The following is a 23,784-nucleotide window of genomic DNA, read 5'->3' as shown; positions in this document are numbered from 1 at the left end:
CGGTTACGTAACCGGCGTCGAACCGCCGGTTCCTAGCGTGGCCGGATCTGAGCGCTGCGGCGTGGAGAGAGGAGCTACCGTGACGTCTTCGCTGCCCATCGGCAATGCGATACCCAGTGGATCCGGCGCCGGTGGACCCGAGAGCACGGACCGGGTCCGCCAGGCGTGGCTCAGCTATCTCGCCGGTGCGCCGGTCACGGTCGAGCTGCCGCTCGACCGCCTCCGCCCGGTCGAGCGCGAGCAGTGCGCCGCCCGGGTGCCGGTGCCGGTGCCGCCGGGCGTGCGGGCGGCGCTCGCCGACCTGGACACCGACGAGTCGACCGGCTGGCTGGCCGCGTTCACCGCGCTGCTGGTCCGCTACACCGGCGACACCGAGCTGGTGATCGGCGTGCCCGCCGGCGACGCACAGCTCGCGTCGGCCCGCCGCATCGTCGCACCGTCCGGCGTCACCTTCCGGGACCTGCTGAACCGGGTCGAGGCCGCCGAGGCGGCGGCGAACCGGCTGCCCCCGTTGCCGCTGTCCGAGGCGGGCGAGCTGACCCGGCCGGACGAACTGCCCGGCACGGTGGCCCCGTTCGCGATCGGATTCGTCCGCGACGACGATCCCGGCGTCGCGGCCGCCTGGTCCGGCGCGGACCTCACCCTGGCGGTGGACGCCGAGGGCGCGCGCCTTTATTACGACGCCGGGCTGTTCGTCAACCGCACCGCTGCCCGTCTCGCCCGGCACCTCGCGACCCTGCTGGGCGACCTGGTCGCGCACCCGGACCGGCCGGTGACCCGGGCCCGGCTGCTCGGCGACGACGAGCGGCGCCGGCTGCTCGTCGACTTCAACGACACCGCGGTGTCCTTCGCCGACGAGCGGCCGTGGGCGGCGCGCATCGCCGACCTGGCCCGGCGCCGGCCGTCCGCGCCGGCCGTCCGCGACCGCGGCAGCCGGCTCACCTTCGCCCAGCTCGACGCCGCCGCCAACCGGCTCGCGCACCAGCTCCGCGACCGCGGGCTGCCGGACGCCGGGCGGGTCGCCCTCTACCTCGACCGCAGCGCCGCCGCGGTGGTGGCCACCCTCGCCGTACACCGGGCCGGCGCCGCCGTCGTGCTGTTCGATCCCGCGCAGCCGGCGGCCCGTACCGCGATGATGGCGGCCGAGACCGGCCCGGACGCCGTGGTGACCACCGCCGCGCGGCTCGCCGACCTGCCGGACGCTCTCGCCGAGCGGGCGGTCTGCCTGGACCGTGACGCCGCGGCCGTCGACGCCCGGCCGGCGACCGCGCCGGAGGTCTCCGCGCCGCGGGCCGGCGACGTCAGCCAGATCGCGTACACCTCGGGCTCGACGCACGAGCCCAAGCCGGTGCTGCAGCGCCACTGCACCCTGGACAACCTGGCCGACTGGACCGCCCGGGCGTACGGGGTGAGCGCCGACGACCGGGCCAGCTGGATCTCCGCGCCCGGCTACGGCATCGGCATGCTCGAGTGGATGCCGTTCCTCGCCTGCGGCGCCGAGATCAACATCGCCGACGGGCGTACCGCCGCGACGGCGAACCGGCTCCGCGACTGGCTGGTGGCCCGGGGCGTCACCCACGCGCTGGTGCTCAACCACGTCGCGGAGCGCCTGGCCGGGATGTTCTGGCCGGAGCGCTCGGCGCTACGGATCCTGGTCGCGGTCGGCGAGCCGATGCGGCACTGGCCCGCGCCGTCGCTGCCGTTCGAGGTGGTCGCCTGCTACGGCGCCACCGAGGTCGGCGCCGTGACCAGCAGCTACGACCTGGTCGGCGGCGTGCGCTGCACGTCGCGGTCGGTGCCCGAGGACGAGCGGGCCGTGCGCGTGCCGACGGTCGGCCGGCCGATCGCCAACCTGCGGGTGTACCTGCTGGACCAGCACCGCAACCCGGTGCCGATCGGGGTGCCCGGCGAGCTGTACGTGGCCGGCGCCGGGCTGGCCGCCGGCTACCTGGACCGCCCGGAGCTGGCCGCCGAGGCCTTCGTGCCGAACCCGCTGCCGGAGGAGCCCGAGCCGGTGCTGTACCGCAGCGGCGACCTCGCCCGCTACCGCGCCGACGGCACGATCGAGGTCGTCGGCCGGGCGGACAGCGTGGTGCGGATCCGCGGACACCAGGTCGCGCTCCGCGACGTCGAGGCGGCCGTGGTCGCCGACGCCGCGGTCCGGGAGACCGCCGTGCTGGCGCACACCGACGACGACGGCGCGGTCCGCCTCGTCGCGTACGTGGTGCCGGCCGACGAGGCCGCCTTCTCCAGCCGGACCCTGCGGCAGAGCCTGGCCAACCAGCTGCCGTCACACCTGCTGCCCAGCGCCGTGGTCCGGCTGCCCGGCCTGCCCTGGCTGCCCAACGGCAAGCTGGACCGCCGGGCCCTGCCGGAGCCGCCGGCGCCGGTGACCGGCGTGCCGCACGTGGCGCCCCGCAACCCGGTCGAGCGGGAGCTCGCCGACCTGTGCGCCGAGGTGCTCGGGGTGGACGAGATCGGCGTAGACGACGACCTGACCGGCTCGGCCGTGCGGGACGCGCTGCGCGCCCTGGTCGCCAGCCGGTACGAGCTGGAGCTCGACGACGCACAGGTCACCTCGATCGGCGGCGTCGCGGCCCTGGTGGAGGCGGCGCGCACGGACGACGGCGAACCCTTCGGTGCGCTGCCGCCGATCGAGCACCACCCCGAGGCGCGCTTCGAGCCGTTCCCGCTCACCGACACCCAGCAGGCGTACTGGATCGGCCGTAGCGACGCGGTCGAGCTGGGCAGCGTCGGCTGCCACGGCTATTGGGAGTGGGAGAGCTCCGGCCTCGACGTGGACCGGTTCCGCGCCGCCTGGTCGCGGGTGCTGGACAGGCACGACATGCTGCGCGCGGTGATCAACGCGGACGGGACCCAGCGGATCCTGAGCGACCTGCCCGAATACGAGATCCCGCTGCTCGATCTGCGCGAGCATGACGCGGCAGAGGACGAGGCAGCGAAGGTCCGTGACCACCTGTCGCATCACGTGACGCCGGCCGACACCTGGCCGCTGTGGGACGTGCGGCTGACCCTGCTGCCCGGCGGCCGGACGAGGATCCACCTGAGCCTGGATCTGCTGATCATCGACGCCTGGAGCTACTTCCAGATCCTGGTGCCGGACCTGATCACGTTCTACGAGGACCCGCAGGCCGAGCCGGCGCCCCTCGGGCTCTCCTTCCGCGACTACGTGCTGGCCGCCGACGTGGCCCTGGAACAGTCCGAGGAGTACCGGCGGTCGCGCCGGTACTGGATGGGCCGGCTCGACGAAGGGCTGCCGAACGCGCCGGAGTTGCCCCGAGCCACCGGCGAGCTCGGCGACGTCCGGTTCACCCGCCGGGAGCACCGGCTGGAGCCGGCCGCCTGGAGCCGGCTCAAGGAGCGGGCGCAGGCCGCCGGTGCCACGCCGTCCGGCGTGGTGGTCGCCGCGTTCGCCGAGGTGCTGCGCGCGTGGAGCGGCAACGACCGGTTCACGGTGAACTTCCCGCTGTTCAACCGGCTGCCGCTGCACGAGGACGTGGACGCGCTGATCGGTGACTTCACCACCACCTCGCTGCTGGCGGTCGAGAAGGTCGACGGCACGTTCGCCGAGCGCGCCCGCGCCATTCAGGAGCGGCTCTTCGAGGACCTGGAGCACCGCCACTTCGGCGGCGTGCGGGTGATGCGCGAGCTGGCCCGCCGCGGCGGGGGCCACGGCGGCGCCGCGTTCCCGGTGGTCGTCACCAGCCTGCTGGGGCAGCCGCCGCGGCGCTTCACCACCGCGCTCGGCGAGGCGATCCACACCAGCACCCAGACGCCGCAGGTGACGCTGGACTTCCAGGTCTCCGAGGTGGACGGCGCGCTGCACTTCAGCTGGGACAGCATCGACGAGGTGTTTCCGGCCGGGATGCTCGCGGACATGTTCGACGCGTACCGCGGGCTGCTCGACGGCCTGGTGACGGACGCGGCGAGCTGGCGCAGCGAGCGCTTCCCGCTGGTGCCGCGGGCGCAGCTGCGGGTCCGCGAGGAGGTCAACCGCACCGACGCGCGGCTGCCGGAGCTGTTGCTGCACACGCCGGTCGCCGAGCACGCCGCGGCGCGGCCCGACGCGGTCGCGGTGGTCAGCGGTGACGTCCGCCTGACCTACCGGGAGCTGGACCGGCGGGTGAACCAGGTCGGCCGGCGGCTGCGCGCCGAGGGCGCGCGCCCGGACACGTTGGTGGCGATCGTGCTGGAGAAGGGCTGGGAACAGCTCGTCGCCGCGCACGGCATCCTCGCCTCCGGCGCCGCCTACCTGCCCATCGCCGCCGACGTGCCGCCCGAACGCCTGCGCTACCTGCTCGAACACGGCCAGGTCGACACCGCACTGACCAGCGCGGCGCTGGATGCCGGGCTGGAGTGGCCGGACACCGTGCGGCGGCTGCTGGTCGACGGCGACTTCGACGACGTCGACCCGGCGCCGCTGGAGCCGGCGCAGGAGGTCAGCGACCTGGCGTACGTCATCTACACCTCCGGCTCGACCGGCCGCCCGAAGGGCGTGATGGTCGATCACCGGGGCGCGGCGAACACCATCCTGGACATGAACCGGCGGCTGAGCATCGGCCCGGGCGATTCCTGCCTGGCCGTCTCCGGCCTGCACTTCGACCTATCCGTGTACGACACGTTCGGCATGATCGCCGCCGGGGGAACGGTGGTGATACCGCCGAGCACGGCCAACCCGGAGCCCGGGCGGTGGGCCGAGCTGGTCCGCGCCGAGAAGGTCACGTTCTGGAACTCGGTGCCGGCGCTGCTGGAGATGCTCGTCGCGCACGGCGAGCCCCTCGCGTCGCTGCGCGCGGTCGTGCTGGCCGGTGACTGGATCCCGGTGACCCTGCCGGACCGGCTCCGGGCGCTGGCACCCGACGTCGCGGTGATCGGCTCCGGCGGCCCGACGGAGAGCTGCGTCTGGTCGGTGGTCTATCCGATCGGCGACGTGGACCCGGCCTGGCAGAGCATCCCGTACGGGCGGCCGATGACCAACCAGCGTTACCACATCCTCGACGCCCGGCGTGAGCACCGGCCGGTGTGGGTGCCCGGTGAGATCTACATCGAGAGCCCGGTCGGGCTGGCCCGCGGCTACTGGCGCGACGAGGAGCGCACCGCCGCCCAGTTCGTCCGCAACCCGGCCACCGGTGTGCGGATGTACGCCTCCGGCGACCTGGGGCGCTACCTGCCCGACGGCACGATCGAGATCCTGGGGCGCACCGACTTCCAGGTGAAGATCCAGGGGCATCGCATCGAGCTCGGTGAGATCGAGGCGGTCCTGGCCGAGCACCCGTCGGTGGACCGGGCCGTCGCGGTGGCCACCGATCAGGCGCGCCGGTTGATCGCCTACGTGACCGGCGCCGATCCCTCCCCGGACGAGCTGACCGCGTTCCTGGCCGATCGGCTGCCGCGTTACATGATGCCGGGCTCGATCGGCGTGCTCGACGCGCTGCCGCTGACCGGCAACGGCAAGGTGGACCGGCTCGCGCTCGCCGCGCTGGCCGGTGGGCGCGACGACAGCCGCGACTACGTCGCGCCGGACGGTCCGGTGCAGGAACTGATCGCCGCGATGTGGGCCGAGCTGATCGGGCTCGACCGGGTCGGCGGGCGCGACAACTTCTTCGAGCTGGGCGGCAACTCGGTCATCGCGACCCAGCTGGTGTCCCGGGTGCGGGAGATGTTCGGCGTCGACCTGCCGCTCAAGGCGGTCTTCACCGGACCGACCGTCGCCGAGGTCGCCGAGGCGCTGGTCGCCGACCCCGACCGCGCCGCGACGGTCGACGCTGTCGCCGACTACCTCGCCGGGCTCGACGACGGCGACATCGACGCACTGACCGAGTGAGGAGCACACCATGCCGATCATCGGAATCGATCACGTCATGCTCGCCACCGGCGACCTCGACGCCGCCCGCGCCGCACTGCAGGCCCGCCTCGGCCGCCCGGTCCGGCCCGGCAGCCGCCACCCCGGCTGGGGCACGGCCAACGCCGTGCTGCGGTTCGCGGACACCTACCTGGAGCTGATCACGGTCTTCGACCGGGAGACGGCCCGGTCCCGCCCGGCCGGGCGGCGGCTGTCCGACGTGATCGAGGCCGGCGGCGGCTGGGCGGCGCCGGTGCTCGCCGTCACCGATCTCGACGGCACCTGCCGCGCCCTGCGCGAGCGGGGCATCGAGCTCGCGGCGCCGGTCGCCGGCGAGTCGGTGCGCCCGGACGGGCGCCGCCGGCGCTGGCGGATCGGCGCGCACGGCGAGGAGTTCCGCACCGGCCGGCTGCCGTCCATGATCGAGTACCTGGATCCGTGGCCGGAGGAGGAGCCGGACCCGGACGAGCTGACCCGCAACGGCATCCTGGGCCTGGCCGGCGTCGAGATCGCGGTGCCGGACCTGCCGGCCCGCACCGCCGAGTACGCCGCCCTGCTCGACACGCCGCCGCTGACCGGCGACCGCAGCGCCGCCTGGACGCTGCCCGACGGCCGCCGCCTGCGCCTGGTTACGCCCGGCCGGTGCGGCGACCCGGTCGACGTCCACCTGGGACGGTACGGACCGGGGCTGTTCCAGGTGGACCTCGCCGTCGAGGAGCCCGAGCGCTGGCGGCCCGCGCTGGCCGCCTGCGGGCCCCCGCCGGACGGCGACGACCTCGTTCTCGACCCGGCCCGCACGGCCGGTGCCCGGCTGCGCCTGGTCGACGCGGCCCGTCCGACAGCACACGCAGCAGGAGGTGCCCGATCGTGACCACTTACACCGCGCCGACCGCCAGCACGCCGAGGTCCCGGTTCCGGACCGTCGCCACCACCGTGGCCGGCAACTTCATCGAGTACTTCGACTGGCTCATCTTCGGGCTGTACGCGCCGATCCTGGCGCAGCACTTCTTCCCCGGCGGCAGCGCGCTCACCGCGGTGCTCGGGGTCTTCTCGGCGTACGCCGCCGGCATGTTCTTCCGGCCGCTCGGCGGCATCCTGGCCGGCCGGCTCGCCGACCGCCGGGGCCGGCGGGTGGCGCTGCTGCTGTCCATCTCGCTGATGGGCGGCGGCAGCCTGGTCATCGGGCTGCTCCCGGCGTACGCGAGCATCGGCGTCGCGGCGCCGGTCCTGCTGTTCCTGGCCCGCGCCGCGCAGGGCCTGTCCGCCGGCGGCGAGTGGCCGGCCGCCGTGTCGTACCTGATGGAGCTGGCGCCGCGGAGCAGGCGCTGCCTGTATGGCAGCTACTTCGCGGTCAGCTCGGCCGCCGGCGGGCTGGCGGCCGCCATGCTGGGGCTCGGCCTCGGCGCGTTCTTCGGCGCGGGCGCCATGGCGCAGTGGGCGTGGCGGGTCCCGTTCCTGGTCGGCGCGGCCCTGTCCGGTGTCCTGCTGCTGCTGCGCCGGCAGCTCGCCGAGAGCGAGCCGTTCGCCCGGGCCCGTCGCACCCGGCCCCGCGGCGGCCTGCGCCGCCTGCTGCGCGAGCACCCGCGGGCGGTCGTGGTCGCCGCGCTGTTCGTGGCCGGCCTGACGATCAACACCACCACCTGGACGACGGTGGCGCCGGCGCTGGCGCAGACCGGGCTGCACGCCGACCCGGCGGTCGTCTACGCGGCGGTCAGCGCGTCGATCGGCCTGGCGATGCTGGTCCAGATCCCGTTCGGGCTGCTCGCCGACCGGGTCGGCGTGCTGCCGATGCTCACCGTGAGCCTGCTCGGCTTCGCGGTGGCCGGCCCGATCGCGCTGGCCGCGATGAAGCCCAGCCTCGGGAGCCTGGTGCTGAGCATGGGCACCGGCCTGGTGCTGATGGCGTGCCTGACCTCGGTCATGCCCAAGCTGATGGCCGCGCTCTTCCCGGTCGAGCTGCGCGCCAGCGGCCTCGGCCTGCCGCACGGGATCGCCAACTCGCTGGCCGGCGGCCTGACCCCGTTCATCGCCACCTACCTCGCCGGGCACGGCCGCTTCGGCTGGTACCTGGGGCTGCTCGTCGTCGCGGCCGCGCTGGCGTGGGTGGCGGGCTGGATCGCGGTGCGCAGAATGTCCGATGAATCCGCCGACCCGGTCGCCGACCCGGCCCCGCGGGGCGAACCGCTGGTCGCCGTCGGCCATCGCTGATCGCACCGACCCGAAGGGGCCGCCGCGGACCGGAATGGTCCCGGCGGCCCTTTCGCGAGCCGTACCTCGCCGCGGTGAACCACCGCGATCCCGCCGCGTGCCCGGCTCGGCGGCACTCGGCCTGCCAGCAGGTTCACGGGACGGCTTTGCGCCTGAGCGCGACACGCCCGTGACATTCGGTGCTCCGGGCACTGGCGTCGGGACGCCGAACGCCCTAACCTCACCGTACTCGCGAGTAACAAATTTCGGGGCGCATTGAACTACCGGGCCGCGTTTCCCGTTGTCATGGTCAACTTCAACCGGGGAGTCAATACATGATCATCGGCGTGGCGCGCGACCCGCAACCGGGTGAACGCCGGGTGGCGGCGACACCCGCCAACGTGGCGGCGTTGGTCAAGCTCGGCTACGGCGTCGTGGTGGAATCCGGCGCCGGCGCCGGGTCGTCGTTCTCCGACGAGGCGTACGCCGACTCCGGCGCGACGATCGGCGACCCGCTGACCGCCGACATCCTCTTCGCGATCAACCCGCCGCCGCCGGAGCTGCGCGACCGGCTGCCCGCCGGCGTCACGCTGATCGGCATGCTGAACCCGCGGCTCGACCCGGACCTGGTCGAGGACCTCGCCCGCCGGCCGATCACCGCGCTGTCGATGGACGCCGTGCCGCGGATCTCCCGGGCGCAGTCGCTGGACGTGCTCTCCTCGATGGCCAACATCGCCGGCTACCGCGCGGTCGTCGAGGCGGCACACGCGTTCGGCCGCTTCTTCACCGGCCAGGTGACCGCGGCGGGCAAGGTGCCGCCGGCCAAGGTGCTGGTCGCCGGCGCGGGCGTCGCGGGCCTCGCGGCGATCGGCGCCGCCGGCAGCCTCGGCGCGATCGTGCGGGCGACCGACCCGCGCCCCGAGGTCGCCGACCAGGTCAGGTCCCTCGGCGGTGAGTACCTGTCGATCGAGTCCGCCGACGTCGAGGTCTCCTCGACCGGCTACGCCAAGCAGATGTCCGACGACTACAACGAGCGCGCCGCCCGGCTCTACGCCCAGCAGGCCACCGACGTCGACATCATCATCACCACCGCGCTCATCCCCGGCCGGCCGGCACCGACCCTGATCACCGCGGCGATGGTGGCCACCATGAAGCCGGGCAGCGTGATCGTCGACATGGCGGCCGCGAACGGCGGAAACGTCGAGGGCGCCGTCGCCGGCGAGGTGGTGACCACCGCGAACGGCGTGACCATCATCGGATACACCGACCTGCCCGGGCGCCTGCCCGCGCAGGCCTCCCAGCTGTACGGCACCAACCTGGTGAACCTGATGAAGCTGATGACGCCGAGCTCGGACGGCGAGCTCGTCCTCGACTTCGACGACGTCGTCCAGCGCTCGATCACCGTGGTCCGCGACGGCGAGCTGACCTGGCCGCCGCCCCCGGTGTCGGTGTCGGCGGCGCCCGCCGTCGCGCCGGCCGTCGTGGTGGCCAAGCCGGCCCCGAAGCCCCCGGCATCGCCGCGCCGCCGGATGGCGGTGGTCGGCGCCGTCGCGGCCGGGCTGTTCCTGCTCGCGGCGCTGTCGCCGGCCGCCATGCGCGGGCACCTCACGGTCTTCGCCCTGGCGATCGTCATCGGCTACTACGTCATCGGCCATGTGCACCACGCCCTGCACACCCCGCTGATGTCGGTGACCAACGCGATCTCCGGGATCATCGTCGTCGGCGCGCTGCTCCAGATCGGGCACGGCGACGGCCTCGTCACCGGGCTGTCCTTCGTCGCGATCCTGCTGGCCGGCATCAACGTCTTCGGTGGCTTCGCGGTGACCCGCCGCATGCTCGCCATGTTCTCCAGGAGCTGAACTGATGACCATCGAATCCGCGGCGCAGGCCGCGTACCTCGTCGCGGCGCTGCTCTTCATCCTGGCGCTGGCCGGACTGTCGAAGCACGAGACCGCCAAGGCCGGCAACACGTTCGGCATCGCCGGCATGACCGTCGCGCTGGGCGCCACCGTCGCGCTGGCGGTCGCCGGCGAGATGAGCGCGACCGGCCTGATCCTGCTCGCCGTGGCGACCCTGATCGGCGCCGCGATCGGCCTGTACCGGGCCCGCCGCGTCGAGATGACCGGAATGCCGGAGCTGATCGCCCTGCTGCACAGCTTCGTCGGCCTCGCCGCGGTCCTGGTCGGCTGGAACGGCTACCTGCACGTCGAGGGCGCGGGCGGCGCGGAGGCCGAGCTGCTGCGCGGCCAGGACATGCTGGGCATCCACAGCGCCGAGGTGGTCATCGGCGTCTTCATCGGCGCGGTCACCTTCACCGGCTCGATCGTCGCCTACCTCAAGCTCTCCGCCCGGATCCGGTCCAGCCCGCTGACCCTGCCCGGCAAGAACCTGCTCAACCTCGGCGCGCTCGCCGCGTTCGCCGTGCTGACCGCCTGGTTCGTGGTCTCACCCAACCTGTGGCTGCTGGTCGCCGCCACCCTGATCGCCCTGCTGCTCGGCTGGCACCTGGTCGCCTCCATCGGCGGCGGCGACATGCCGGTCGTGGTGTCGATGCTCAACAGCTACTCCGGCTGGGCCGCGGCGGCCGCCGGCTTCCTGCTCGAGAACGACCTGCTCATCGTCACCGGCGCGCTCGTCGGCTCGTCCGGCGCCTACCTGTCGTACATCATGTGCAAGGCGATGAACCGCTCCTTCATCTCGGTGATCGCCGGCGGCTTCGGCATCGAGGCCGGCCCCGCCGACGACAAGGACTACGGCGACCACCGCGAAATCACCCCCGAGCGGGTCGCCGAGCTGCTCACCGCGGCCGACTCGGTGATCATCACCCCCGGGTACGGCATGGCGGTCGCACAGGCGCAGCACGGCGTCGCCGAGCTCACCGCCGTGCTCCGCCAGCGAGGCGTCAACGTCCGCTTCGGCATCCACCCGGTGGCGGGCCGGCTGCCCGGCCACATGAACGTGCTGCTCGCCGAGGCCCGGGTGCCGTACGACGTGGTCCTGGAGATGGACGAGGTCAACGACGACTTCGCGGAGACGTCGGTGGTGCTGGTGATCGGCGCCAACGACACGGTCAACCCCGCGGCGACCGACGACCCCGGCAGCCCCATCGCCGGCATGCCGGTCCTCACCGTGTGGGAGGCCGAGAACGTCATCGTCTTCAAGCGCTCGATGGCCTCCGGCTACGCCGGCGTGCAGAACCCGCTGTTCTTCCGCGAGAACTGCTCGATGCTCTTCGGCGACGCCAAGGAGCGGGTGGAGAACATCCTCCGCGAGGTCAGCGCCGGCGCCCGGGTCTGACCCGGAATCCTCGGAGTGCGCGTGCCGGTCGGGATTCTCCGACCGGTACCCTGCGGTACGGCGGCCGTTCGGACTTTTCAGGTGATCGCGGGCGCCGGTACATTGACCTGATGGTCGAGTCGGCTGCCCCGGTCTGGCTTCCGTTCCGCACGATCAGCACCCTTGTGCGGTCGGACCTGAGACCTCCGGAGGGCCTGCACGTCGTACGCGATGCCGACGAATGGACCCGACAGTGGGCGGGATCGCCCTCTGGAGATCGATTCGGGCCGCCGGTGCCGGCAGTGGACTGGCAGACCGAGATGTGCGTTGTCGCGGCGCTCGGGGCGTGTTCGAACACCGGATATTCCGTCCTGATCGATGCGATCCAGGTCTTCAACCGACACATGAGGGCCATGGCGTGGGAGATCCGGCCCGGCGGCAAATGCGTGACGTTGTGTGCCATCACCTATCCGATCCATGCTGTGGCGGTACCTGCCCACGCCGGTACGGCTGAGCTGGTCAAGCGCATCGCCTACGAGGACTGTGAAGCGGCCGAGTCTTGATCGCGCTGTCTCCTGATGCCCGGATCATCCGGCGAGCTGCTGCACCGACGGTTGTCGATCCGGACGGCTCGACCGCTGACCCGCTTGCCGGGTCCGGCGATGGTGCGGCTCGATCCGCAGGCTATGCCGGACCGGGCCACTCGTCGGAGAGCAGGGCGTAGCCGACGCAGTCGAGCCACTCGCCGGATCGGTGCAGGGAATCCCGGACGGTGTAGAACTCGCGGCGCATCCCGACGCGTTCCATGAGTCGCCACGATGCCTCGTTGGCGGCGAAGCAGGTGGCTGTCACGCGGTGCAGTCCGAGATCCTCGAAGCAGAGCCGGAGCAGCTCCCGGACAGCCTCGGTGGCGTATCCGTGGCCGGCGTGCTCCGGGTGCAGCACCCAGCCCAGCTCCGCTTGCACGCCGCGGGCGCGTTCGGCGATCTCCGCCTGGGCCCAGGCGTCCTCGATCCTCAGCATGAGATCGCCGATGATCGTGCCGCTGTGCTCGATCACGAGGGTCCTGGCCAGACTCTCGGGGGTCCGGAACCAGGTTCGGTGCTCGTCCAGGGTGGCGGAGGCGCGGGTGGTCCAACGGCTCACGTCCTCGCGGCGGCGGAAACGCCAGGTGGCGTCGGCGTCGTCCGTGGTTGCCGGCCGCAACGTCAGCCGGTCGGTGTGCAGTGGCCAGGTCAGCACGGCGAGTCCGGTGCTCATGGTCATGCCCGCGACCCACGGACGGCGTACCGGTGGAGCGTGACGCCCTGGTCGAAGCGCGCCTGCTCGAGCAGGTCCAGTTCCAGCGGCTCGTCGTGGCCGTCGAACAGCGGCCGGCCGGCGCCGAGGATGACGGGGTGGGTGAAGAGCAGCAGTTCATCCAGCAGCCCGGCCCGGAGCAGCGCGGTAGCCAGCGTGGCACCCCCGACGCCGATGTCGCCCTCGGCCTGCGCGCGCAGGTCGGCGAGCGCGGGGACGGCGTCGTCGGCGGTGATGACCCGCGTGTTGTGCTCGGCGCCGGTGCGGGTTCGCGACACCAGCACCTTCGGCATCGAGGTCCAGATCTGTCCGTACTCGCGAAGGAACTCGGGCAACGAGGCGTCGTCACGCGCGCTCGGCCAGAATCCCTCCATCGTCTCGTAGATCGTGCGTCCCTGGACCATGAGCGACAGCGCTCGCGCCCGCGAGTTGAACTCGTGGTGCAGGGACTCGCCGATGCGCATCCACGATCCGCCGCCCTGCTCGTCCTCGGCGTGCTCGATCCTCAGGTCGAGGGACACGTTCATCCAGTACACGAACCGGCCTGGCATCGGCCCTCCAAGTGATAGCCACCCTAAATGGAGTGATAGTAATCTGCAATCACTTGCGAGGAGGGCTGTCGATGGGTCCCGCGCCACGCTCGGGCTGCCCGATCAATCAGGCGGTCGAGGTCCTGGGCGACCCGTGGGCGATGCTCGTGCTGCGCGACATCATGTTCGGCGACCGGCGTCACTTCCGCGGACTGCTCGCCGGCAGCGAGGAAGGCATCGCCCCGAACATCCTCAGCAGCCGCCTGCGGCGGCTCTCGGATGCGGGTCTGCTCACCCGGCAGGAAGCCCGGCGTGGGCAACGGGCGGCCTACTCGCTCACGGAGGCCGGCATCCAGACGTTGCCGATCATGGTGGCGCTCGGCTCGTGGGGCCTCGCCCACCGCGGCGGCGAACGTCGCCTGCGGGTTCGTGCCGAGTTGCTCCGCGACGGCGGCCCGGGACTACTCGCTCGCTTCATGGACGACCTGCGCCACCTGCACCTCGGCGCCCGTCGGCCGGATCCGCACGCTCCGCGCGCGGCCGACGAGCTCCGCTCGGCCTACGAGGCCGCATTGCGCGAGTGAGCGTGCCGGCAATCTCCACCCCGGCCCGGCGATGCGGCCTAGGGTTTGGAAGGGCACCCCATCAACAGCGAGCGGGCGGAAGGTGAGCCTGATGACGGCCGGACAGCGGGACACCGGGCTTCGCCGGATCGGCGAGACCATCGAGCGTTCTGGCGTTCACCTGGAGTTCGTGCCCCAGCCGAATCCTTTGGAGACGTGCTGGTACACGATCGGTCTGACCGGCCACGATCACCCTGAACTGATCTTGTTCGGGCTACCGCCGGACATTTCGCGACCCGCACTGCGTACCGTTGCCGGCGACGTCATCGCAGGCCGGCGGACGTGCGTCGCGGGACGACACGCAGACGACGTTCTCGAGGGACACCAGGTCCTGTTCGTTGCGGTGACCGAGCCGGAACGCCATCTGCCCGTTGCCGCGCAGTTCTATGCCGGCTCTGCTGCTGTAGCGGCGCTGCAGATCGTGTGGCCGGACCGGTACCAGCGTTGGCCCTGGCAGCCCGGCACGCGCGTCGACGACATGCCGGTTCTGGGCCGGCATGTCTCATCCCGCTGACGTAGCCTCACCCCAGGAGGCCCGCGCTGTACGCAGTGCGGTCTCGGCCGGCTCCCGGCTCCCGACCAGGTAGCGGCCCCATCGGGGGCACCGTCAGCCCCGGCACCCCGCCGTCCAGCATGGCCGGCTTCCCGATCACGTGTAGCGGCTACTCTGCGGCCATGGACAGCTATGACGTCCGCTTCGGACATCGGTCCACTCTGTTCGGTCTGGTCGGCGTCCTGACCTTCATGGTGCCGATCGCGCTGTCGTTGCGCGATCCCGAGGCGAACCGAACCGGCTTGATCATCGCGTCGGTCTTCGAGCTTGGTGCGATCTACCTGTTCGTCTTCTACCTGTGTCGCGCCATCCGCCGGGAACGGGCCCTGGTGATCGACGACAACGGCGTGTTCCTCGGCCGTGACAGCGAACGCCGTCCCGCCGAACTCCGGTCGTGGACAATGATCGACGCGGTCGTCCACTTCGACGCCTGGGGCCCCGACGACGAGACCTACCGCTACATCGGCGTCGTTCACGGCAGTGAGATCGTCGCGTTCCGTCGCATCGACGGCTGGAAACTGAACAAGGACAAGGCATCCCGGGCGGTCGCGAGCTTCGGCGGTGGCCGTCCGTTCCGGTCCCTGCCGTACCGCCCGGACCCGGTGACCGCGCCGCCACTGCGAATCACCTCGTGACGACCACCTTGCCTGAGCCACGGCGGGACGGCAGGGTGCCGGGAGTGATCCCCGCAGAACTCGGCGCGTTGTCCCCGGCGGAGCAGTTACTGTGGGACGCCTTTCCGCGTGGCGCGGAGGTGGTGCTGAGCGCGGATGCTCCTCGCACGGTGCGCGCCACGGTGATCCGGTCCCTGCTCCTCGGCGCTCGTGAGGCCGAGCCGGGCCACCGCGCGGCGCTGTGCCTGCGTGGCGCCGAGGTTGCCGGCTGCCTCGACCTTTACCAGGCCGAGATCGAGCCTGCGATCGACCTCATCGGCTGCACGTTCGATGCGGTGCCGCAGCTGTCGTTCGCCCGTCTCCGCGGCGTCTCCTTCGAGGGCAGCACACTGCCGGGTCTCGACGCGTTCGCGGCCGTCGTCCAGGGCACCCTCAGCTTCGTGAAAAGCACCTTCACGGGCGCCCTCGTGGTCTACGGCCTGAACGTCAGTGGAGACCTGGACCTCGACTGGGCACGGCTGGCCGCCGACCGCCGACCGGAGGAGCTCTTCGGCGACCGGGCCGCCGCGGTGTTCGGCGATGGGGTCCAAGTGGGCCGGCATCTGTACCTGCAGGGCGCGACCGCCACCGGCAACGTTGAACTGGCCGGTATGCGCGTCCGGGGCACGGTGTACGGCCACCAAGGGCTGCGGGTGGAAGGAGAGTTGCGGCTGCGCGGTGCCGAGGTGGCTGGAGAAGTCGACCTGACCGACGCGGTCCTGCTGAACCCCGGTGGCGTGGCCCTCGGCGCATGGGGCCTGCGGGCCGGGCAGTTGTCGCTGCTGCCTGAACGCACCGACGGTGCGGTAGACCTGCGGCACGCCCGGGTCGAGGTGCTTCGTGACGACCCGGACCGCTGGCCGGCTCAGCTACAGCTGGACGGGGCCACGTACACCGCGCTGGAACCGGCCGGCGCTGTCCGGGATCGGCTGCGTTGGCTGGACCTGGATCCGGAGGGATACCGGCCGCAGCCGTACGAGCACCTTGCCAGGCACCTTCGGCAGACCGGGCACGAGGTCGACGCGCGCACCGTACTGCTGGTCAAGCAGCGACGCCGCCGACGGCAACTGTCCCCGGCCGGCGCGGCATGGGGCCTGCTGCAGGACGGGCTGGTCGGATACGGCTATCGCCCGGCATGGGCAGCGCTGTGGCTGCTCGCGCTGACCGTGCTCGGCACCACCGTATTCACCCTGTATCCGCCGGCGGGTGTGGCCGGCGGCACGGCCTTCAACCCGCTCGTCTACACCGTGGACCTGCTCATCCCGATCGTGAACCTCGGTCAGGAACGCGCGTTCGGCATCACCGGGCGGGCGCAGTGGCTGGCGTACGTCCTGACGGCGATGGGCTGGATCCTCTTCACCGCGGTGGCGGGAGCCCTGACGCGCAACTTCAACCGCCCCTAGGTCCGTGCGCCCGGCGACGGACTCGCGGCAAAGTGGTAACGGTGTTCTTGCGCGCCGATCCGACGCAGGTCAACGCTCCTCGCCGGTCGCCGAGGACGTGTCCTGGACCGGCCAGGGTCGCCGACGCGGGCCTCGAGCCGGGCCATCGCGGACAGAAGGTGAGCGCGATTGCCGGCCGATTTCATCCACGCCGGCAAGGTTTCAATCATGGACATCGAGCAGCCCCCGTGCGGACCACGCTCGCGCAGTTCAGCCGCCGCATACTGGGCCAGCAGGGCGAGATGTTCGCGGTTGTACACCCACAACCGGTGTCCGCGAACCGTCGCGGTAAGCCACAACGGCTGCTGGAAGAACGGGTCGACGGCCGTACCCCACCATGACGAACCGCTCCGTGGTGACCACGTCCCCGTGCGCCCGCACTCACGGCACACCAGCCGTCGCGGCCGAGTCGTCGACGGCTGGTCGTCGCCCGGATCCGCGATCACGCGGGCGTGGGCCGAGCATCGCGGACACACCACGTCGATGGGGTGCGCAGCCAGGGTGTACAGCGAATAGGCCGACGTCGGATCGCGGAACCGAACCGCCTGGGCACCCATGTGAGGGACGCTACCCCGCGCGCCCCTCGCAGACGCGACCTTTTCCGGGCGCCTGTCTATCGAAGCTGGTCCGAGGTTCGGCGCTGGGAAGAGCGGCTCAGCAGATCCAGCAGTAGAGGGAGCCGCCGGTCTTCGCCGCCCTCGACGACAGGGCGGCCAGCTCGCCGAGGATCTCCTCCGCCAGCTCCTCGTCGATGGTCTCGCCCTCCTCGGCCCGCAGCGCGATCCAGCGCCCGGCGGCCGCGGCGAGTGCGTGCGCGTCCGCGCCGGCAAGTGCGCCGGTGAGCGCGGGCGGGACGAGCAGCACCAGCGGCTCGTCGTCGCCGCTCACCACGTCCGCTCCGCCGGAGTCGATGAGCTCCTCGAGGTCGCGGCCCGTCAGGACGCTCTCCCACTCCTCGAGCGTCGAGATGACGTCGAAGTTGCCGTACACGGCCGGCTCGAGGTCGGCGCCGGGCCCGTCGACCGCGAGGGCCGCCGCCGCGGCGTCGTCGGGGGCGACGAAGAACTTGATGATTGAGCTCACGCGGACATGATGTCGCGACGGCGGACAAGCCGGTGGCCGGGGGCGGATCCGCCCCCGGCCACCGGCCTTCGACAAGACCTTCGGTCAGGTCCGGTTGCGGCGGCCGACCAGTTCCGAGTCGGTCACCCTGCCGTTGCGGGACTCCTCGTTCACCTCCGTACCGACCTCCGGGGTGCTCGGCGCCGGCGGTGCGGCGGGCGCCTCGGCCCGTACGCCGCGCAGCAGCAGCATCGAGGCCACCGAGCCGACCGCCAGCGCGATCGCCGCGATCATGAAGGCGAACGTGTATCCGCTGGTGACGGCGGCCGCATCCGCGGCGCCGGCCGCCTGCTCGTTCTGCTGGTAGCTGAGCGCCAGGGCCACGAACACGGTCAGGCCGAGCGCGCCGCCCAGCTGCAGCACCGTGGTGACGATGCCGGAGCCCAGGCCGGCGTCGGCCTCGGAGACGTCGTGCACCGCGGCGTTCTGCATGGCCGGGTTGGTCATGCCGAAGCCGAGCGCGGTCACGATCATCGCCGGCAGCAGCTCGGTCAGGTACGAGCCGTCGACGCTGAGCCGGGTGAACAGGGCCACGCCGACGGCCGAGACCGCCAGGCCGGACGCGAGCGCGATCCGCGGGCCGTACCTGGTCATGAGCTGGGTCGACAGGAACAGGCCGGGCATGAACGCCACGCAGAACGGCAGCCAGGCCAGGCCGCTCATCAGCGGCGAGTAGCCCAGGACGTTCTGGCCGTAGAGCACGACCATGAAGAACACCGCGGCCGAGCTGGCGGCGATGAACACCGTCGCGACGTTGGCGGTGGCGCGGACGCGGTTGGCGAAGAAGCGCAGCGGCACCAGCGGCTGGGCGACCCGGGACTCGACGATCACGAACGCGATCAGGGCCACCGCGCCGATGCCGAGCGGCACCAGCACCTGGGCCGAGTCGAGCGGGTTGCGCGCCGCGGCCAGGATGGCGTTCAGGATCGCGATCAGACCGCCGGTGACGAGCACCGCGCCGGGCAGGTCGAGGCGCCGCCGGCCGGTGGCCGGGGCCTTGTTCTCGTCGGCGTACTTCGGCAGCATCAGCATCGGGATGAGCGCCAGCGGGATGTTGATCAGGAAGACCCAGCGCCAGCTGACCAGGTCGGTCAGCACGCCGGAGAGCAGCACGCCGGCCGCGGAGCCCAGGCCGGCCAGGCCGCCCCAGATGCCGAACGCCTTGGCCCGCTCTTTCGGGTCGGTGAACAGCAGCGCCACCATCGACATGGCGGCGGGTGCCGCGAGCGCCTCGGCGACGCCCTGCAGCGAACGGCCGGCGAGCAGCACTCCGCCGTTCTGCGCCAGCCCGGCGGTGATCGAGGCGACGGCGAACAGCCCGGCGCCGAGGCAGAACACCCGGCGGCGGCCGTACATGTCGGCGAGGCGGCCGCCGACCAGCAGCAGGCCGCCGGCGGTGATCAGGTAGGCGCTGACCACCCAGGTCAGGGTCGCGTCCGCCAGACCGAGGTCCTTCTGGATCGACGGCAGTGCGACGTTGACGATGGTCGCGTCGAGGAAAATGATGAACTGCACGAGCGCGAGCAGACCGAGTGCTCGCCAACGCCGAGGATCGGCCCTTTCGGTTACCTTTTGGGGCTTCGTGGTAGCCATTCCTGCCCCTCCTTCCGGGGTTTGTGAGCCAGGGATTCCGATGTGGTTTCGGCTTTTCCAATCTCCCTTTCAGTCAATCCGCACCGGCGTCACGGGTCCAACAACGGTGCGACCCGTTTGACAACGGATGGTTGTCGGCCAAAATGGCGTGATGGACGACGTCGACCTCGACCTGGCCCTGGTGCGGGCGTTCGTGGTGACGGCCGAGGAGCTGCATTTCGGCCGGGCCAGCCAGCGGCTCGGCGTCTCGCAGCAGGCCCTGTCCAAGCGCATCGCCCGGCTGGAGGAGACGCTCGACGCGTCGCTCTTCGAGCGCTCCACGCGTACCACCGGGCTCACCGAGTCCGGCCGGCGCTTCCTCGGGCCCGCCGGTGAGCTGCTCGCGGCCGGCGACGCCGCCGTGGCCAGCGTGCGACGGCAGGGCACGCCGCTGCGGATCGATGTGCTGCACGACCGGTTGGGTCCGGTGCACCTCATCACCACCCTGACCGAAGGCAATCCGGGTCTGCGTCTCGAGCTCAGTGCCCGGCGGGGTCTGAACCTGGCACTGCCGGCGCTGCGGCGCTCCGAAATCGACGCCGTATTCGGCCGGGTGTCGCAATTGGTACCCGCGACCGGGCTGGACCACACCTTGGTGCGGCTCGAACCTCTGGTGGCGATCGTCGCCGCGGATCATCCGCTGGCCCGGCACGACGCGGTGAGCCCGGCCGCGCTGCGCGATTTCGGCGTCTGGGTGCCCAATCCCGGCAGCGCCGTGGAGTGGGCCGGGTTCGTGCAGCGTTTCGCCGACGAATTCGGCATTCCGCTCACCTTCGAACAGGTGGACAACGTCAGCGCCGACCAGGTGCTGCGCCGGGGCAGGGCGCGCGGCCAGGTGTTCCTGTCCGCCGCCGACGTGGCCAACCCCGAGGCCGCCGACCTGCGGGCGGTGGCGCTTGCCGAGCCCCGGCCGGTGTATCCGTGGTCGCTGCTGTGGCGCGGCAGCGACCGGCGGCGGCTGCTGCACGACTTCATCGCGCTGCTCGACGACCTCGGCACCCTGGAGGGCTGGCGCGCCTACCCCCTGTCGGAGTGCTGGCTGCCCGAAGAGGACCGTGCCGCGCTCAGTTAGACCGCGTCGCTCTCCCGTAGCCGCGCCCAGCACGTCATCACGTTGGTCACCGCGAAGTAGAGGCCGAGAGCCGGGAGCAGGGCGAAGGGAATTTCGGTCTGGTGCGTCACCGGCATGGCGAGGACAAGAGCGATGAACGTCAGGAACCACAAGGACTGCGCCCAGCCGGGTGTGTTGCGCAGTATCCAGGGGAACATCTTCAGATCGCCGAAGAAGCCGTCGCGTCGGGCGACGAAGTAGTAGCAGAAGAGGGACAGCGGGACGCCCAGCACCAGACTCACGGGGACGGGGACTCCGGTCAGCCAGCCGATCACCAACTCGAACGGTGCGCAGAGGGCCAGGACCACTCCCGTACGGATTCCCCAGCGGGCTCTGCGCCGCATCGGCATGGCGCCAAGGGTAAGTCCCCTGGTCAAAGGCGCCTATCGCGACCACCCCCGCGAACGCCGCGGCGCCGGGGCGCTGTCGTGGCTCAGCAGGCGGGCCTTGGCCGCCATCCGCCGGCGGGTCGCCCCGGGCGGCCGCACCGCCGAACGGCGCTCGTCCGGCCGCCCGGCGAGCTGCTCCAGCACGTGCCGGAGGTCCTCGATCAGGGACTCGGCGGTGGCGTCGTCGAACAGCTCCGCGTTGTACTCCAGCCGCCCGGTCAGCGCGTCGGGTCCATGCTCGACGGTCAGCTCCAGGTCGAGCCGCACGGTCCCGTTGGGGCACCCGTCGATCCGCATCGTGGTGTCCGGGCCGAGCTCGGCCCGGTCGCTGCCCGGCGGCAGGTTGCCGAGGTTGAACAGGACGTCGAAGAGTGGGTTGCGGCTGGCGTCGCGGTCCGGCTGCATCGCCTCGGCCAGCTTGCCGAACGGCACGTCCTGCCCGGACACCGCCGCCAGCATCGCCTCGTTCGCCCGTACGGCGACCTCGGCCAGGGTCGGGTCGCCGGCGAGGTCGACCCGCAGCGGCAGCGTGTTGGAGCAGGGCCCGACGACGCCGTCGAGCTCCGGTCGCCCGCGCCCGGCCAGCGGCACGCCGATCACGCCGGCGTCGCCGCCCGCGTGCGCGGCCAGGGTGAGCGCGTACGCGCCGAGCAGCACCCCGAACGGGGTGACGCCGGCGGACTCGGCGGCGGCGGTCACGGCCCGCGCGGCCGGGGCGCCCAGGTCGAAGCGGCGCATGCCGCCGCGGAAGGTCTGCCGGTCCGGCCGGGGCCGGTCGGTGGGCAGCTCCCGCGGCGCCGGCCCGGCGAGCCGGTCGCGCCAGCCGGAGACCAGGTCCCGCAGCAGGTCGCCGTCGACCCGCGCCCGCTGCCAGCTCGCGACGTCCAGGTACTGCAGCCGCACGGGCGGCAGGTCCGCCGGCCGGCCGGCGCGCCGGGCGCGGTACGCCGCGGCCAGCTCGGTGCCGATGATCCCGAACGACCAGCCGTCGACCAGCGTGTGGTGCGCGATCCAGGCCAGCACGTGCCGGTCGTCGCGGACCCGCAGCAGCGCGAGCCGCAGCGGCGGTCCGGCGGACAGGTCGAAGACGGTCCGGGACAGCTCCGCGACGAGTTCCGCGGCCGCCGCGTCCGGATCGTCGGCCGCGCTCACGTCGGTCGGCGGCACCTCCGGCACCAGGTCGGTCACCTCCTGGCCCAGCCGGCCGTCGGACACCACCAGCCGGGTGCGCAGCACGTCGTGGCGCCCGGCGACGTCGGCGACCGCGCCGCGCAGCGCGTCCGCGTCGAGCGGGCCGTCCAGCCGGAGGGCGAACGAGACGTTGTAGGCCGGCACGCCGTCGGCGAGCCGGCTGACGAACCAGAGCTGCTCCTGCACGAACGAGGCCGGGCCCCGACCGTCCGGGCACGAGCCGGGTGCCAGCCGTGGCTCGTCGGCGACGGCGGTGCCGGTCGCGGCGGTGCGGGCCTTGGCCAGGAATCGGCCGCGTTCTTCGGCGGACATCGAGGCCAGCCGGGCCGTCAGGGTCTTCACGTCAACCTCCTCGCGGCGGGATGGGCCACCGTAGGCCGGCGCGGTTACGCCGCGGTCCCGGGTCGTGGACGTAACCGGCGGTCAACCGGCGCCGCTTACGGTCGCGAGCGTTCGGTGGCACTGACGACACCCGGGAGCGACGACGATGACGACGACCGCGGCCAACAGCCTCTGGCTGGAGGAGTACCTGCCCTTCTTCGACCGTTACCAGACCGCCGAGCTGACCGCCGAGGACTGGAGCCAGTGGCGGCGCGGCCGGCTGCGTACCACGCTCCGGCACGTGCGGGACCGCTCGCCGTTCTACGGCCGGCACCTGGCGGGGATCGACGTGGACTCGATCACGCCGGACACCCTCGACCGGCTGCCCTTCACCACCAAGGACGACCTGCGCCGGGAGATGTTCGACGCGCTCAGCGGCGGCCCGGCGCAGGCGCTGATGTACTACGAGACGACCGGGACGACCGGCGCCTCGACGCCGTGCCCGCGCGACGCCAAGGACGTGAAGACCAGCAACATCCACGTCGAGTGGGCCTGGCGGCGGATGTTCGAGCACTACTTCGGCGCGCGCCGCCCGGTGGTCGGGCTGATGGGCCCGTCGGAGCTGTACGCGTTCGGCGACACGTTCGGCGACGTCGCGCAGCGGCTGGACGCCTGCCACGTCAAGATCTGGCCCGAGTCGCCGCGGGTCGGCTTCCGCAAGGCGCTGCGGCTGCTGCGTGAGCTGGAGGTCGAGGTCGTCGTCGCGGCGCCGGCCCTGTGCCTGAACCTGGCCAAGGCGGCGCTGCAGAACGGCCTCGACCCGGCGCGGGACTTCTCCGTCAAGCTGTTCTGCACGCTGGGGGAGATCTGCACCCCGGCGTTCGGCGAGAACGTCAGGTCCATCTGGGGCGCCGACGTGCGCCCGGCCCTGTACGGCTCGCAGGAGGCGCTGTCCATCGGCACCGGCTGCACCCACGACCGGCTGCACATCTCGCAGCCGAACTACCTGGTGGAGGTCCTCGACCCGGACACCTCGGCGAGCCTCGGCGGCTACGGCACAGGCGAGCTGTGCCTGACCATGCTGATCGACGGGATCAAGCCGCTGATCCGCTACCGCACCGGCGACCTGGTCATCGTCTCGCCCAACGCGTGCGGCTGCGGCGGCCCCGGCGACGTGGTCGAGGTGCTGGGCCGGGTCGCCGACCGGGTGCGCATCGGGGCGAACGGCTACCGGCCGGCGCAGATCGAGTCGAGCGTGCTCGGCGGGCTGACCGGCTGCCTCGGCTACCAGGTCGTCATCGACGCCGACGCGGACGGCGGTGACCGGCTGACCGTCCACCTCGACCTGCGCACCCCGGACGGCGAGGAGGCCGCCCGGCTGGGCGCCGAGACCGCCGCCCGGCTGAGCGAGCACTTCGGGGTGCCGGCCCGGGTCGACGTCACCACCGAGCTCGACCCGATCACCAACACCGGGGCGTTCGTGAGCTGGAAGGCCGCCCGGATCCGGGACAACCGGGTGACCGGCGATGCCGACGCCGAGGCCGCCCGGGCGGTCGCCACCGCGCACCGGGTCACCACCTGACCACCGAGGA

General features: G+C 72.3%; 19 protein-coding genes. 12 read left to right on the top strand and 7 right to left on the bottom strand.

Annotated features, from left to right (window positions below; genetic code table 11):
• The first annotated feature begins 79 nt into the window (after window positions 1-79).
• From ACIBSW_RS10040 to ACIBSW_RS10015, 6 genes are all read left to right on the top strand, one after another.
• Window positions 80-5,845, top strand: a complete 5,766-nt coding sequence (locus tag ACIBSW_RS10040) for an amino acid adenylation domain-containing protein (RefSeq protein WP_354726555.1) — start codon at window positions 80-82, stop codon at window positions 5,843-5,845.
• A 10-nt stretch (window positions 5,846-5,855) separates the two neighbouring features.
• Window positions 5,856-6,734 (top strand): VOC family protein, encoded by an 879-nt coding sequence (locus tag ACIBSW_RS10035; protein ID WP_354726553.1) that lies wholly within the window; start codon window positions 5,856-5,858, stop codon window positions 6,732-6,734.
• Complete coding sequence (locus ACIBSW_RS10030; RefSeq protein WP_354726551.1) at window positions 6,731-8,071, top strand: MFS transporter; 1,341 nt, start codon at window positions 6,731-6,733, stop codon at window positions 8,069-8,071. The genes ACIBSW_RS10035 and ACIBSW_RS10030 overlap by 4 nt, the downstream gene beginning before the upstream one ends.
• Before the next feature lie 314 nt (window positions 8,072-8,385).
• On the top strand, window positions 8,386-9,909 hold the full coding sequence (locus tag ACIBSW_RS10025; protein ID WP_354726549.1) for a Re/Si-specific NAD(P)(+) transhydrogenase subunit alpha: 1,524 nt from the start codon (window positions 8,386-8,388) through the stop codon (window positions 9,907-9,909).
• Window positions 9,910-9,913: 4 nt separating this feature from the next.
• A complete protein-coding gene (pntB, locus tag ACIBSW_RS10020) occupies window positions 9,914-11,347 on the top strand; it encodes a Re/Si-specific NAD(P)(+) transhydrogenase subunit beta (RefSeq protein WP_354726547.1) in 1,434 nt (477 codons plus the stop codon).
• Between the two features lie 110 nt (window positions 11,348-11,457).
• A complete protein-coding gene (locus tag ACIBSW_RS10015; RefSeq protein WP_354726545.1) occupies window positions 11,458-11,889 on the top strand; it encodes a hypothetical protein in 432 nt (143 codons plus the stop codon).
• 121 nt (window positions 11,890-12,010) lie between these two features.
• Here ACIBSW_RS10015 and ACIBSW_RS10010 read toward each other — a convergent pair whose 3' ends face one another.
• Both ACIBSW_RS10010 and ACIBSW_RS10005 read right to left on the bottom strand, forming a co-directional pair.
• Complete coding sequence (locus ACIBSW_RS10010; protein ID WP_354726543.1) at window positions 12,011-12,592, bottom strand: GNAT family N-acetyltransferase; 582 nt, start codon at window positions 12,590-12,592, stop codon at window positions 12,011-12,013.
• A complete protein-coding gene (locus ACIBSW_RS10005) occupies window positions 12,589-13,176 on the bottom strand; it encodes a dihydrofolate reductase family protein (protein WP_354726541.1) in 588 nt (195 codons plus the stop codon). Before ACIBSW_RS10005 ends, ACIBSW_RS10010 begins: the two co-directional genes overlap by 4 nt.
• Before the next feature lie 71 nt (window positions 13,177-13,247).
• Here ACIBSW_RS10005 and ACIBSW_RS10000 point away from each other — a divergent pair, with 71 nt between their 5' ends.
• The 4 genes from ACIBSW_RS10000 to ACIBSW_RS09985 all read left to right on the top strand — a co-directional run bounded on the left by ACIBSW_RS10000 (window position 13,248) and on the right by ACIBSW_RS09985 (window position 16,387).
• Window positions 13,248-13,739: a helix-turn-helix domain-containing protein gene (locus ACIBSW_RS10000; protein ID WP_354726539.1), complete on the top strand. Its 492-nt coding sequence runs from the start codon at window positions 13,248-13,250 to the stop codon at window positions 13,737-13,739.
• A gap of 91 nt (window positions 13,740-13,830) precedes the next feature.
• Window positions 13,831-14,292, top strand: coding sequence for a DUF4262 domain-containing protein (locus tag ACIBSW_RS09995; RefSeq protein WP_354726537.1), 462 nt, complete (start codon window positions 13,831-13,833; stop codon window positions 14,290-14,292).
• Between the two features lie 119 nt (window positions 14,293-14,411).
• Entirely contained in the window at window positions 14,412-14,966 is a 555-nt protein-coding gene (locus ACIBSW_RS09990; protein WP_354726535.1) for a hypothetical protein, read from the top strand.
• Window positions 14,967-15,010: 44 nt separating this feature from the next.
• Window positions 15,011-16,387 carry a hypothetical protein gene (locus ACIBSW_RS09985; protein ID WP_354726533.1) on the top strand — a complete coding sequence of 459 codons (1,377 nt, stop codon included), beginning with the start codon at window positions 15,011-15,013 and terminating at the stop codon, window positions 16,385-16,387.
• Here ACIBSW_RS09985 and ACIBSW_RS09980 read toward each other — a convergent pair.
• The 3 genes from ACIBSW_RS09980 to ACIBSW_RS09970 all read right to left on the bottom strand — a co-directional run bounded on the left by ACIBSW_RS09980 (window position 16,384) and on the right by ACIBSW_RS09970 (window position 19,063).
• Complete coding sequence (locus ACIBSW_RS09980; protein ID WP_354726531.1) at window positions 16,384-16,983, bottom strand: hypothetical protein; 600 nt, start codon at window positions 16,981-16,983, stop codon at window positions 16,384-16,386. The two genes, ACIBSW_RS09985 and ACIBSW_RS09980, sit on opposite strands and share 4 nt — an antisense overlap.
• Before the next feature lie 97 nt (window positions 16,984-17,080).
• Complete coding sequence (locus tag ACIBSW_RS09975; RefSeq protein WP_354726529.1) at window positions 17,081-17,509, bottom strand: hypothetical protein; 429 nt, start codon at window positions 17,507-17,509, stop codon at window positions 17,081-17,083.
• Between the two features lie 84 nt (window positions 17,510-17,593).
• Window positions 17,594-19,063 (bottom strand): MFS transporter, encoded by a 1,470-nt coding sequence (locus tag ACIBSW_RS09970; RefSeq protein ID WP_354730389.1) that lies wholly within the window; start codon window positions 19,061-19,063, stop codon window positions 17,594-17,596.
• Between the two features lie 229 nt (window positions 19,064-19,292).
• On the opposite strand from ACIBSW_RS09970, the gene ACIBSW_RS09965 reads away from it, so the two are divergent.
• The gene (locus tag ACIBSW_RS09965) at window positions 19,293-20,252 is read left to right on the top strand and encodes a LysR family transcriptional regulator (RefSeq protein WP_354730387.1); all 960 of its coding nucleotides are present in this window, start codon (window positions 19,293-19,295) and stop codon (window positions 20,250-20,252) included.
• On the opposite strand, the gene ACIBSW_RS09960 is transcribed toward ACIBSW_RS09965, so the two are convergent.
• Together ACIBSW_RS09960 and ACIBSW_RS09955 are read right to left on the bottom strand one after the other, a co-directional pair.
• Window positions 20,249-20,641, bottom strand: a complete 393-nt coding sequence (locus tag ACIBSW_RS09960; RefSeq protein WP_354730385.1) for a hypothetical protein — start codon at window positions 20,639-20,641, stop codon at window positions 20,249-20,251. The genes ACIBSW_RS09965 and ACIBSW_RS09960 overlap by 4 nt on opposite strands.
• Window positions 20,642-20,674: 33 nt before the next feature.
• Entirely contained in the window at window positions 20,675-22,213 is a 1,539-nt protein-coding gene (locus tag ACIBSW_RS09955; RefSeq protein WP_354730383.1) for a condensation domain-containing protein, read from the bottom strand.
• A 145-nt stretch (window positions 22,214-22,358) separates the two neighbouring features.
• Between ACIBSW_RS09955 and ACIBSW_RS09950 the strand changes: the two genes are divergently transcribed.
• Entirely contained in the window at window positions 22,359-23,774 is a 1,416-nt protein-coding gene (locus ACIBSW_RS09950) for a phenylacetate--CoA ligase family protein (protein ID WP_354730381.1), read from the top strand.
• The last annotated feature ends 10 nt before the right edge of the window (window positions 23,775-23,784 follow it).

It is taken from the genome of Actinoplanes sp. NPDC049668, from assembly GCF_044465445.1.
Taxonomy (GTDB): Bacteria; Actinomycetota; Actinomycetes; order Mycobacteriales; family Micromonosporaceae; genus Actinoplanes.
The sequence above is the reverse complement of the archived record's forward strand: the minus strand, read 5'-3'. Positions and strand labels throughout refer to the sequence as shown.